Origin of the sequence: Micromonospora sp. DSM 45708 (assembly GCF_039566955.1) — a bacterium.
Classification (GTDB): Bacteria; Actinomycetota; Actinomycetes; order Mycobacteriales; family Micromonosporaceae; genus Micromonospora.
In genome coordinates this window covers 3,598,908-3,611,398 of record NZ_CP154796.1, presented here as the reverse complement: position 1 = coordinate 3,611,398, position 12,491 = coordinate 3,598,908, and the positions used below count along the sequence as shown (strand labels likewise).

At 74.6% G+C, this 12,491-nt stretch carries 9 protein-coding genes; 5 read left to right on the top strand and 4 right to left on the bottom strand.

The genetic code is table 11. The features are described from left to right. The 4 genes from VKK44_RS15455 to VKK44_RS15440 all read left to right on the top strand — a co-directional run bounded on the left by VKK44_RS15455 (position 1) and on the right by VKK44_RS15440 (position 9,269). Positions 1 to 189, top strand: a complete 189-nt coding sequence (locus VKK44_RS15455; RefSeq protein ID WP_343441787.1) for an MbtH family protein — start codon at positions 1 to 3, stop codon at positions 187 to 189. Continuing rightward, complete coding sequence (locus tag VKK44_RS15450; protein ID WP_343441786.1) at positions 186 to 3,308, top strand: non-ribosomal peptide synthetase; 3,123 nt, start codon at positions 186 to 188, stop codon at positions 3,306 to 3,308. Before VKK44_RS15455 ends, VKK44_RS15450 begins: the two co-directional genes overlap by 4 nt. Next, positions 3,308 to 8,794 carry a non-ribosomal peptide synthetase/MFS transporter gene (locus VKK44_RS15445; RefSeq protein ID WP_343441785.1) on the top strand — a complete coding sequence of 1,829 codons (5,487 nt, stop codon included), beginning with the start codon at positions 3,308 to 3,310 and terminating at the stop codon, positions 8,792 to 8,794. The genes VKK44_RS15450 and VKK44_RS15445 overlap by 1 nt, the downstream gene beginning before the upstream one ends. 187 nt (positions 8,795 to 8,981) lie before the next feature. Next, positions 8,982 to 9,269, top strand: a complete 288-nt coding sequence (locus tag VKK44_RS15440; RefSeq protein WP_343441784.1) for a DUF2277 domain-containing protein — start codon at positions 8,982 to 8,984, stop codon at positions 9,267 to 9,269. 41 nt (positions 9,270 to 9,310) lie between these two features. Here VKK44_RS15440 and VKK44_RS15435 read toward each other — a convergent pair whose 3' ends face one another. Genes VKK44_RS15435 through VKK44_RS15420 form a run of 4 tightly spaced genes read right to left on the bottom strand, consistent with a single transcriptional unit; the run spans position 9,311 to position 11,577 of the window. Continuing rightward, on the bottom strand, positions 9,311 to 10,528 hold the full coding sequence (locus VKK44_RS15435) for a hypothetical protein (RefSeq protein ID WP_343441783.1): 1,218 nt from the start codon (positions 10,526 to 10,528) through the stop codon (positions 9,311 to 9,313). Between the two features lie 42 nt (positions 10,529 to 10,570). Further along, positions 10,571 to 11,083, bottom strand: a complete 513-nt coding sequence (locus tag VKK44_RS15430) for an NUDIX hydrolase (RefSeq protein WP_343441782.1) — start codon at positions 11,081 to 11,083, stop codon at positions 10,571 to 10,573. A 26-nt stretch (positions 11,084 to 11,109) separates the two neighbouring features. Then, positions 11,110 to 11,355 carry a hypothetical protein gene (locus tag VKK44_RS15425; RefSeq protein WP_343441781.1) on the bottom strand — a complete coding sequence of 82 codons (246 nt, stop codon included), beginning with the start codon at positions 11,353 to 11,355 and terminating at the stop codon, positions 11,110 to 11,112. Positions 11,356 to 11,370: 15 nt separating this feature from the next. Beyond that, a complete protein-coding gene (locus tag VKK44_RS15420) occupies positions 11,371 to 11,577 on the bottom strand; it encodes a hypothetical protein (protein WP_343441780.1) in 207 nt (68 codons plus the stop codon). Positions 11,578 to 11,673: 96 nt separating this feature from the next. Here VKK44_RS15420 and VKK44_RS15415 point away from each other — a divergent pair, with 96 nt between their 5' ends. After that, positions 11,674 to 12,411 (top strand): class I SAM-dependent methyltransferase, encoded by a 738-nt coding sequence (locus VKK44_RS15415; RefSeq protein ID WP_343441779.1) that lies wholly within the window; start codon positions 11,674 to 11,676, stop codon positions 12,409 to 12,411. The last annotated feature ends 80 nt before the right edge of the window (positions 12,412 to 12,491 follow it).

The following is a 12,491-nucleotide window of genomic DNA, read 5'->3' as shown; positions in this document are numbered from 1 at the left end:
ATGGCCGAAGCCCGATTCCTGGTCGTCCGCAACGACGAGGAGCAGTACTCGATCTGGTCGGCCGACCGGGACCTGCCCGCCGGCTGGCACGACACCGGCTTCGCCGGCAGCCGCGAGGAGTGCCTGGCCCACGTGGACGAGGTCTGGACCGACATGCGCCCCCGCTCGGTGCGCGAGGCGCTCTCATGAGCCAGCGGGAGTGGACGTTCCCGGCCTCGTACGCCCAGGAGCGGGTGTGGATGGCCAACCAGCTCGACGCCGACTCGCCGGTGTTCAACGTCTCCATCCCGTGGGCCTTCCCGGCCGGCGTGGACGCCGAGGCGGCGAGCGACGTGCTCAACCGGGTGGTGGCCCGGCACGAGGCGCTCCGTACCCACCTGCGGGTCGACGACGGCGCGCTGGTGCAGGTGGTGCGCGCCCACGAGCCGGTGCCGCTGCCCACCACCGACCTGAGTCACCTGCCGGCCGGTGAGCGGCTGGCCGAGTTCGAGCGGCTCCGCTCCGAGCTGGGCCGCACCCCGATCCCGCTGGACGCGCCGCCGCCGTGGCGGGCCCGGCTGTTCCGCCTCGACGACGCCTGGGCGCTGGCGTTCGTGGCGCACCACGCCGTCTTCGACAGCCACTCGGCGGTGCTGTTCCACGCCGAACTGGCCGCGTTCTGCGAGGCCGCGCGCACCGGCGCCGAGCCCGCCGTGCCGGAGCTGCCCATCCAGTACGCCGACTTCGCGGTCTGGCAGCGCCAGCAGCTCACCGGCGACGAACTGGACCGGCAGCTCGCGTTCTGGACCGGCCACCTGGCCGGCGCCCCGGCGGTCACCGGCCTGCCGCTGGACCGGCCCCGCCCGGCCCAGCTCGGCTTCGCCGGCGACGAGGTGCGGTTCACGCTGCCCGACGGGCTGCTCGACCGGGTCGGCACGCTGGCGCTCGGCGCGCAGGCCACCCCGTACATGGTGCTGCTGGCCGGCTTCGCGGCGCTGCTGTCGCGGATCTCCGGTGACACCGACGTGGTGGTCGGCGTCTCCACCGCGGGCCGCGACAACCCGGAGCTGGCGTCGCTGATCGGGATGTTCGTCAACCCGGTGGCGTTGCGCTGCGACGTCTCCGGCGACCCGACCTTCACCGACCTGCTCGGCCGGGTGCGCAACGGCCTGATCGACGCCATGGAACACGGGCAGACCCCGTTCCAGAAGATCGTCGAGGCGGTGGACCCGCAGCGCGACCCGTCCGTGCAGCCGATCTTCCAGACCGCGCTGAACTGGATCCCGGACTCCGGCCTCGACCCGGTCGAGCTGGGCACCACCAAGGACGACCTGGCGTTCGACATCACCACCGGCGAGTGCCGCCTGGTCTACCGGACCGCGCTGTTCGACCGGGCGACCGCGGAGACGGTGACGCGGCGCTACGTGCGGCTGCTCGCCGCCGCCGTGGCCGAGCCGGAGCGTCCGGTCGGCGCGCTGCCGCTGCTCACCGATGACGAGCGGGACCTGGTGCTCCGCGCCGGGACCGGCGCCGTGCACGAGCTGCCGGCGACCACCGTGGCCGACGAGGTACGGCGGCAGGCCGCCGCCACCCCGGACACGCCGGCGTTGGTCTGCGACGGCGTGACGCTCAGCTACGCCGAGCTGAACACCGCCGCGAACCGGCTGGCCCGGCTGCTGGTGGCGCGCGGGGCCGGCCCGGAGACCCGGGTCGCGCTCGCCCTGCCCCGCTCCTGCGAGCTGGTGGTGGCGATGCTCGCGGTGCTCAAGTCCGGCGCCGCGTACGTGCCGGTGGACACCGCGTACCCGGCCGGGCGGATCGCGTACCTGCTGGCCGACGCCGCTCCGGCGTTGGTGGTGGCCACCGCGGACACCGCCGCGCTGGTGCCCGGCGACACGCTGGTGCTCGACGGGGAGGTCGGCGCGGACCAGGCCGGCGACGACCTGACCGACGCCGACCGGGTCGCCCCGCTGCGTCCCGACCACCCGGCGTACGTGCTCTACACCTCCGGCTCCACCGGCCGCCCGAAGGGCGTGGTGGTCGAGCACCGCGCGTTGACCGCCTACCTGGCCTGGGCCCGGGCCACCTACCCGGGGCTGGCCGGCACCGCGCTGCTGCACTCGCCGGTCTCGTTCGACCTCACCGTCACCGGCCTGCTCGGCACGCTCACCGCCGGCGGCACGGTACGGCTGGCCGCGATCGACTCGCCGGCCGCGCGGGCCGGTGGCCGGCCGTCCTTCCTCAAGGTCACCCCGAGTCACCTGCCGTTGCTCGACGGCGAGCTGTCGCCGACGGTCGACCTGGTGATCGGCGGGGAGGCGCTGAGCGGCGAGCAGCTCGCCGGCTGGCGGGCCGCGCACCCCGAGGTGGCGGTGGTCAACGAGTACGGCCCGACCGAGGCCACGGTCGGCTGCGTCGCGGCCCGGATCGCCCCCGGTGAGCCGGTCGTCCCCGGGCCGGTGCCGATCGGCACGCCCACCGCGAACACCGGGGCGCTGCTGCTCGACGCCGCGTTCCAGCCGGTGCCGCCGGGTGTGGTCGGCGAGCTGTACGTCACCGGCGCCCAGCTCGCCCGCGGCTACCACGACCGGCCCGGCCTCACCGCCGAGCGTTTCCTGCCCTGCCCGTACGGCCCGCCCGGCACGCGCATGTACGCCACCGGCGACCTGGCCCGCTGGCGTCCCGACGGCACGCTCGACTACCTGGGCCGTCGCGACGACCAGGTCAAGGTGCGGGGCATGCGGATCGAGCTGGGCGAGGTCGAGGCCGCGCTGCTCGCCCACCCGGACGTGCGGGCCGCCGCCGCGGCGGTGCGCACCGACGGCGGCGAGCCGATGCTGGTCGGCTACCTGGTCGGCCCGGCGCACTCCGACTCGGTCCGCGCCGAGCTGGCCCGCGAGCTGCCGGCACACCTGGTGCCGGCCGCCCTGGTCCGGCTGGACGCGCTGCCGTTGACGCCGAACGGCAAGCTGGACCGCGCCGCGCTGCCCGCCCCGGCGGCCACCGAACCGACCGAGGACAGCTACGTCGCCCCGCGCACCGAGGCGGAGGCGCTGGTCGCCGAGGTGTACGCCGACATCCTCCAGGTGGAGAAGGTCGGCGCGCTCGACGACTTCTTCGCCCTCGGCGGCAACTCGCTGCGCGGCATGCGGGCGATGGCCCGGATCCGCGCCGAGGTGGACGTCGACCTGCCCATGCGGGCGCTGTTCGGCAGCCCCGTGGTGGCCGACCTGGCCGCCCAGATCGAACAGCGGATCGCCGCCGAACTCGACGGGCTCTCCGACACCGAGGTCGCCGCGCTGCTCGCGGCGGAAGAGGACACCAACTGATGACCGACCTGAAGGATCCGGCCCGCGAGGCGGCCCGGCAGGCGCTGATCGCCAAGCGACTGCGCGCCCGCCAGACCGCCCCCGCGGCCCGGATCACCCCCCGGCCCGACGGCGCGCAGGTGCCGTTGTCCTACGCCCAGGAGCGGGTCTGGTTCATGGACCAGCTCGCCCCCGGCGAGGCCGCGTACCACATCGCGGTGCCCCTGCGGGTGCGCGGACCGCTCGACGTCGACGCGCTGCGCGCGGCCCTGGCCGCGCTCGCCGCCCGGCACGAGTCGCAGCGCACCCGCTTCCCGGCCGACGCCGACGGCCGCCCCACCGTGGTCATCGCCGACACCCCGGACGTGCCGCTGACCGTGGTGGAGGCACCCGACGAGGCCGCCGCGCAGGCGCTCGTCGACGCCGCGGCGGCCGAGCCGTTCGACCTGGCGCACGGCCCGCTGCTGCGCGCGCTGCTGATCCGGCTGGACGTCTCCGACCACGTGCTCTTCCTCGGCCAGCACCACATCGTCGGCGACGGCTGGTCGGTGGACGTGCTGCTGCGCGACCTGATCACGCTCTACCGGGGCGGCGAGCCGCCGGCCCTGCCGATCCAGTACGGCGACTTCGCCGTCTGGGAGGCCGGGGAGCTGGACGGCCCGCAGGCCCGGACGCACGTCGACTACTGGAAGCAGCGCCTCGCCGGCATCACCCCGCTGGAGCTGCCGCTGGACCGGCCCCGCCCGGCCACCCAGACCTACCGGGGCGACTTCGTCGAGTTCCAGCTCGACCCGGCGGCCACCGAGGCGCTCAACGCGCTCACCCGGGACAGCGGCGGCACGCTGTTCATGACGCTGCTGTCGGCGTACCAGGTGCTGCTGGCCCGGCACGCCGGGCAGGACGACTTCGCGGTCGGCGCGTCGGTGGCCGGCCGGTCCGCGCCGGAGCTGGAGAACGTCGTCGGCATGTTCATCAACATGCTGCCGCTGCGGGCCGAGCTGGCCGGGGACCCGAGCTTCACCGAGCTGCTCGCCCGCACCCGACGCAGCGTGCTCGACGGCTTCGAGCACGCCGACGTGCCGTTCGCCAAGGTGGTGCACGAGCTGGGCCTGCCCCGCGACGTCAGCCGCTCCCCGGTGTTCCAGACCATGTTCGTGCTCCAGAACTACGAGATGGGCCGGTTCCGCGGCGTGTCCCGCAGCGACGAGGTCACGTTCGAGTGGACCCCGATGGAGCTCCAGGCCACCCGGTTCGACTTCGAGCTGCACGCGGTGGAGACCGTGGACGGGCTCTGGGGCAAGCTGGTCTTCAACACCGACCTGTTCGACCGGGCCACGGTCGAGCGGATGGCCCGGCGGTGGACCGCGCTGCTGGACGCGATCGTCGCCGCGCCGGACACTCCGGTGTCCCGGCTGCCGCTGCTGCCCGACGTCGAGCGGGAGCTGCTCGCCGGCTGGAACGACACCGCGGCGGACTTCCCGCGCGACGAGACGCTGCACGGCCCGATCGAGGAGCGCGCCGCCGCCACCCCGGACGCGGTCGCGGTCACCATCGACGGGCACAGCCGCACGTACGCGGAGCTGAACGCCGACGCCAACCGGATCGCGCACCGGCTGCGCGCGGCCGGCGTGGGCCCGGAGACACTGGTCGGGGTGTGCGCGGAACGCTCGGTCGAGCTGGTCGCCGGCCTGCTCGGCGTGCTCAAGGCCGGCGGCGCCTACCTGCCGCTGGACCCGGAGTACCCGGCGGACCGGCTCGCCTTCATGGTCACCGACGCGGACGCGCCGGTGGTGCTGGTCCAGTCGCACCTGCGCGACGTGCTGCCGGCCACCGCCGCCACCGTGCTCGACCTCGACGACGCGACGGTCTGGGCCGACCAGCCCGGCACCGACCCGGCGCCGGTCGCCGGGCCGGAACACCTGGCGTACGTCATCTACACCTCCGGTTCGACCGGCCGCCCGAAGGGGGTGCCGAACACCCACCGGGGCATCGTCAACCGGCTCGACTGGATGCAGAAGACGTACCGGCTGGGCGCCGACGACGCGGTGCTCCAGAAGACGCCGGCCAGCTTCGACGTGTCGGTCTGGGAGTTCTTCTGGCCGCTGCGCACCGGCGCCCGCCTGGTGCTGGCGAAGCCGGGCGGGCACAAGGACGCCGGCTACCTGCGTGACCTGCTGGTGTCCGAGCGGATCACCACCGCCCACTTCGTACCGTCGATGCTGACCGTGTTCCTGGCCGAGGAGGGCGTCGAGGCGGCCACCGCGCTGCGTCGGGTGATCTGCTCCGGCGAGGAGCTGCCGCTGACCTCGGCGGTCGACTTCACCACCCGGCTGCCCTGGTGCGGCCTGCACAACCTGTACGGCCCGACCGAGGCGGCGATCGACGTCACCGCGTGGCCGTGCGAGCCGGCCCGGCTGGCCGGGCTGACCGGGGTGCCGATCGGCGCGCCGATCGCGAACCTGCGGCTGCACGTGCTCGACGCGTCCGGGGCGCAGTGCCCGGTCGGTGTGGCCGGTGAGCTGCACATCGGCGGCGTCGGCCTGGCCCGCGGCTACCACCGGCGGCCGGCGCTGACCGCGGAGAAGTTCGTCCCCGACCCGTTCGCGGACGAGCCGGGGGCCCGGCTCTACCGCACCGGCGACCTGGCCCGCTGGGTCGTCGGGCCGGACGGCGCCGGGGTGATCGAGTTCCTCGGCCGGATCGACCACCAGGTCAAGCTGCGCGGCCTGCGCATCGAGCTGGGCGAGATCGAGAGCGCGTTGCGCGAGCAGCCGGACGTCACCGAGGCCACGGTGATCGTCCGCGAGGACAGCCCCGGCGACAAGCGGCTCACCGCGTACCTGGTCGGGCCCGCCGAGCACGCCGCGCTGAAGGCGGCGCTCAAGGACACGCTGCCGGAGTACATGGTGCCGGCCGCGTTCGTCACGCTCGACGCGCTGCCGCTGACCCCGAACGGCAAGCTGGACCGCAAGGCGCTGCCCGCGCCGGTGGTCACCCGTGAGGCGTCGGTGGCGCTGGTCGAGCCGCGTGACGACACCGAGCGGGCCCTCGCGGCGATCTGGTCCGAGGTGCTGGGCGTGGAGACGCTCGGCATCGACGACGACTTCTTCGACCTGGGCGGGCACTCCATGCTCGCCACCCAGGTGGTCGCCAAGATCCGCAAGGCGGAGCTGGGCGGCCGGGCGGTCGGCGTGATGGACCTGTTCCAGCAGCGCACCATCCGGGACCTGGCCGCGTTCATCTCCGGTGACGCCACCCAGGAGGGGCCCCGCCGGCTGCTCTACGAGCTGACCAAGCCGATCCCGGCGGCCAAGCGGGTGCTGACCTACGTCTGCGTCCCGTACGGCGGCGGCAGCGCCATCGTCTACCAGCCGCTCGCGGACGCGCTGCCGGCCGGGTACGGGCTGTGGTCGCTCGCCATCCCCGGCCACGACGTCGGCCTCAGCGAGGACGCGCTGCCGTTCGACGAGCTGACCACCCGGGTCGCGGACGAGATCGTGGAGCGGGTCGAGGGCCCGATCGCGCTCTACGGCCACTGCGGCGTGGGCAGCGCGATCGTCGCCGAGGTGGCCCGCAAGGTGGAGGCGGCCGGCCGGGACCTGACCGCCGTCTACATCGGCGCGATGTTCCCGTTCGCCCGCCCGAAGGGCCCGTTCGCCGCGGCGCGCAACCGGCTGGAGCAGCTCCGCAGCAACAAGCACTACGCGAGCTGGCTCAAGTCGATGGGCGTGGACACCGACGAGCTGGACCCGGAGCAGGCCGACCGGATCATCAGCAACATGCGGGCCGACTCCCGCGCCTCGGAGGAGTACTTCACCCGGCTGCTGGACCGGCAGGCGACGAAGCTGCGCGCGCCGATCATCTCGGTGGTCGGCTCCGAGGACCCGGTCACCGACTACTACCGCGAGCGGTACGCCGAGTGGCAGTTCCTCAGCGACACGCTCGGGTTGGTGGTGCTCGACCAGGCCGGGCACTTCTTCCTGAAGTACCGCGCCGAGGAGCTGGCCGAGATCGTCACCCGCACCCACCCCGCGGTGGTGGCCGGTGACCTCACCGGCCTGGAGCCGGAGGCCCGGGGCGAGGACGCCGGCTGGGCGGTGCACGACATGCTCCGGGTCGGTGACACCGGCAAGCCGGCCACCACGGTCAAGCCGAGCATGGGCCGGTTCCTGGCGGTCACGATCGGGCAGCTCGTCTCCAGCACCGGTTCGGCGCTGACCGCGTTCGCGTTGCCGATCTGGCTGTTCAACCGCACCGGCTCGGTGGCCGACCTGGGCCTGCTCTGGGCGCTGGCGCTGATCTGCGGCGTGCTCATGCTGCCGGTGGCCGGCGCGCTGGTCGACCGGGTCAGCCGCCGCCGGATCATGATGCTGGCCAGTTCCGTGGCCGGCTCGGTCCAACTGGTGCTGGCCGCCCTGCTGTGGACCGACAACCTGGTGCTCTGGCACATCTACCTGCTGGTGGCGTTCAGTTCGGTGGCCGGGTCGTTCCAACGGATCGCGTTCCAGTCGGCGGTGCCGCAGCTCGTGCCGAAGCGCTACCTCGGGCACGCGATGGGCATCACCCAGCTCTCCACCGGTGTGGCCACGCTGCTCATGCCGGCGTTCGCCGCCGGCCTGCTCGCCGCCATCGAACTCAAGGGCATCCTGATCGTCGACGTGGCCAGCTACGTGGTCGCGGTGCTCACGCTGGCCGTGGTCCGCTTCCCGGACCTGCTCGGCTGGCGGCCCCGGGAACGGCTGCTGGTGGCCATCGCCAACGGCATGCGCTACTCGTGGCAGCACCGCGGGTTCCGGCTGATGCTCGGCTACTTCGCGCTGGGCAACATCTTCCTGGCCCCGGCGCTGGTGCTCACCACCCCGCTGGTGCTGTCGTTCGGCAGCCCGACGCAGGTGGCGCAGGTGGCGCTCGCCGAGGCGGTGGGCGCGGTGCTCGGCGGCGTGCTGATGTCGCTCTGGGGCGGGCCGCGCAAGCGTCGGATGATCGGCGTGCTGATCGGCAACCTGGGCACCGCGATCGGCTGCGTGCTGATCGGGCTCGACGCCTCGATCGTGATGATCTGTGTGGGCTTCTGCTGGCTGGCCATGGCGATGACCACCGCGCAGTCGATCTACGCGACCATCGTCCAGGTGAAGGTGCCGCAGCGTTTCCACGGTCGGGTGTTCAGCCTGAACCAGACCATCTCGTGGTCCACGCTGCCGATCGGGTTCGCGTTGCTGGCGCCGGCCGCCACCGCGCTGTTCGAGCCGATGCTCGCCCCGGGCGGGTCGCTGGCCGACAGCGTGGGCGCGGTGATCGGCACCGGTCCGGGCCGGGGCATCGGCTTCGCGTACGTCTGCTTCGGGGTGATCCTGATCCTGATCACCCTGGGCGGCTTCGGGATCCGGTTGCTGCGTCGCTTCGACCTGGAGGTCGAGGACTCCCTGCCGGACGACCTGATCGGCGCCCAGGAGCGGGAGAAGCGTCTGGCCGCCAAGGCGGAGACCCGGGAGGCCGTCCCGGCCTGACCGGCCCTGTTCCCGCCCTGTTGATCAAGGAGTTCGCGTCGGTTTCGGGCCCCGGGCCGGCGCGAACTCCTTGATCGTCGGGTGGTGCGGCACGGAACCGCGTGGTCGGGGCGGCACCGTTGCCGCGGCGGCGGCCTGTCACGTCTCGGTCGGTGCGGATGTCGGTGGGGGCTGGCATGGTGGAGGCATGTGCCGGAACATTCGCGTGCTCCACAACTTCGAGCCGCCCGCGACCGATGACGAGATCGAAGCCGCCGCCCTTCAGTACGTGCGCAAGGTCAGCGGCGCCACCCGGCCGTCCGCAGCCAACCAGGCGGCGTTCGACGAGGCGGTCCGTGCCGTCACGGCGGCCACCCGGACCCTGCTGGACAGCCTCGTGACGGCGGCGCCGTCCCGGGACCGCGAGGTGGAGGCCGCCAAGGCCAGGGCGCGTGCCGCCGAGCGGTACGGGCCCCGGGCCACCACCTCGGACTGACGGCGACCTCCCGGACCGTGTCCCGCGACTGACCGCCGGCGTCACCCGGCCTCGTCGGCGGGGACCTCCGCCGGGTCGGTGACCCAGGCGGAGTAGACGGGAAGGGCGTGCCACGGGCCGCCCGCGGTGTCCGTGGCCACCGCCACCACCGCGTACGGGTGACCGAAGCGCAGGTCGGCGACGCGGGCGACGCCCTCCGGGGGCAGCCCGGCCACCATCCCGAACGCGGTCACCGCGGCGGCCTCGAAGCCGTAGCGACCGAACCGGGCCACCGCCGACTGCGCCGCCTCGAACGGCGGCTCGGCCAACCCGAGCAGCCCGCCCAGCGCCCGCGCCGCCGCGTCGAAGCCGAGCCCGGCCGGCGTCAGGTCGTGCCGGCTCTCCGCCGCCCAGCACGGCAGCACGGCGGTGGCGTGCTCTTCCCGGCCGTCCCGGGCGAACGTGCGGGTCGGCTCCTCGCGCACCGTCCAGAGCGGGCTCCCGCCCAGCGGCAGGTCGAACAGGGACCGCTGCCCGGGCACCGGCCCGTTCGGCACGTCGGCGGCGGTCACGGCCACCTGCTGCGCGGCGGCCAGCACCGCGCCGGGCGGCACGTGCGGCGCGGCGGCCACGGACACCACCAGCATCCCGGTGCCGTCGTCGCCCGCGCGCGCCGGTGCCACGTGCACCGCCACGTCGCCGGCCCGCTCGGTGGCCACCACCGCGCAGCGGTGCCCGACCGGGGGCGTCCGCAGCACCTGCCGCAACCGGCCGGCCCACGCGTTGCCCGCGCCCAGCTCCGCGGCCGGCGCCACCTCGAACGGGTCGGCCCAGGACACCCGGGTGGCCAGCGCGTTCGCCAGGATGAGCAGGGTGTCCGGCGCGACGTCGACCGGGAACCGCTCGACCAGGCCGCCGGTGCGTTCCCGGGCCCACGCGTCCAGCGCCGCCTGGTCGGGCAGCGGGCCGCGCTCGGTGTGCCCGGGCAGCCCGGCCCGCCACCCGGTCAACTCCTCGAACGGCGTCCGCTCCCACAGCGCGGTGGCCGCGGCGACCATCGGGTGCGGCGCGGCCAGCAACGCCCGGGCCGACGCGGCGGCGTCGTCCGGGTCGACACCGAGCGCCTCGCCGAGCGTCGCCCGGGCCTGCCCGGTGGCGGCCGGACCGGTGAGTGCCAGCAGCAGCCAGGCGCCCAGCGGCGACGCGACGTGGTGGGTGTCACCGGCGGCGCCGTGCAGCCGCTCGGCGTAGTGGGCCAGGGGTGCGTGGAGTGGATTCACCCGTCCCACTCTGCCGGTTGACGCGCCCGCCGGCACGCCGGCTCAGGACCACAGTTCGAACGGCTCGTCGATCTCCTCGCCGGCCAGGAACGCCGGCAGCAGCTCCGGCAACCGGCCGGGATAGCAGCGCGGGCGCTCCGCGAGCACCTCGGCCACCGGCCACCAGCGGAATCCGAAGTAGTCCTCCACCTCGTAGTCCATCCGCTGTGCGCCGTCCACGTCCGGCCCCGGCCCGGCCAGCCGCACCGGCACCACCACCTCGTCCTGGAGGTGTCGGCGCTGCCGGTGCCGGAAGCTGGCCCGCCGTCGCCAGGTGGGCGCGCCGATCTCACCCGGCGCGACCACGATGCCCGTCTCCTCGCGTAGCTCGCGCACCGCCGCCTCGCGGTACGTCTCGCCCGGGTCCAGGCCGCCACCCGGCAGTTCCCACCACACGCCCAGGTCGGGATGGTCCGGATCGCGGGTGTGGAACAGCAGCACCCGATCGGCGGTGTCGAGCACCACCAGCCGGACGGCGCTGCGCTCGAACAGGGGCAGATCGTGTGGCAGGCCCATGCCCGGCAGCGTAGCCAGGGCCCCGCTCAGCGCTTCCGGGAGCGCACGGAGACCCGTGTGACAGGTGCCTGCACGGTCGGCGCGGCCTGTCCGGCGCCGCACCGGGGGCACTGGTACCAGGCCAGCGCGGCGGCGCCCGCGAGCATCACCGCCCCGGACACCGCCAGGCCCAGCGGCGTGGCCAGGGCCGGCAGCGCCGCCGCCAGGTCGCCCGCCCACGCGGTACGCGCCCCGACCCAGACGAGCAGCACGACCACGGGTACGCCGAGCACGGTCGCGGTGAACCCCTACCCGAACGCGATCAGGCCGAGCACGAACGCCGTGGTGGCCCGCCGCGGCGCCCACCGTGCCACGCCGTACCCACCGCAGCGCGGACAGTCCGGCGGGGCCGGGTGCGGCACGGACCGCAGCGCCCTCGGGGCGAGCCACCCGAGAAGCAGCCTCAGCAGCTCCTCGGCCAGCTTCGTGACCAGCGCCTGAAGGAATCCACCCACGGTCGTCCTCCTCACCCCCTGCCATCGTGGCGAGCGGAGGGGAGCGTGGCGCGTGACGGGCATCCGACACCGTCCGGATCTGGGAGGATGGCGGCCATGTCGCAACTGTTCGGAGAGACGGCCGACATCTACCACGAGGCGCGACCGGGCTACCCGACCGAGCTCGCGGACGCGATCCGGGGCTATCACGGCGGCCCGCTCGGCACCCTGGTCGAGGTGGGCGCCGGCACCGGGCTGGCCACCACCGCGCTGCTCGCCCTCGACGCGGCCGTCACCTGCGTCGAGCCGGACGCGCGGATGGCCGGCGTGCTCGCCGAGCGGTTCCCGGGCGTTCGCGTGGTGACCGCGAGCTTCGAGCAGTGGCGCCCGCCGGCCGGTGGCGTCGACGTGCTGGCCTGCGCGATGGCCTGGCACTGGCTCGACCCGGCCACCCGCAACCGGCGCGCGCACGACGCGTTGCGCCCCGGTGGCACGCTCGCCGTCCTCAGCCACCGCTACGCCTACGTCGAGGCGGCGCAGGCCGAGGCGATCCGGGCCGCGTTCGCCGCCGCCGACCCGGGCGACCGGGGCGACCGGGCCGACGGCTGGTTCCACGACGACATCGCCGACAGTGGCTGCTTCACCGGCCTGCGGCAGTCCCGGTTCCGCCGGTCGGTGCCGCTGGACACCGCCGCCTACCTGCGACTGGTCGACACGTTCTCGCCGCAGCTACGCCGTCCGCCGGAGCTGCGCGAGCGGGTCCGCGCCGCGGTCGGCGCCGCGGTCGACGGCTTCGGTGGCACGGTCGTGCTGGACCTGCGTACCACGCTCGTCCTGGCCCGCCGCCCGGACTGACCGGCCGCCGGGCCACCCGCCCGGACCGCCGTCGGTGCCGCTCGTCGCGGCTCCCGGCCGGACGGGCACGCCGGTCCCGA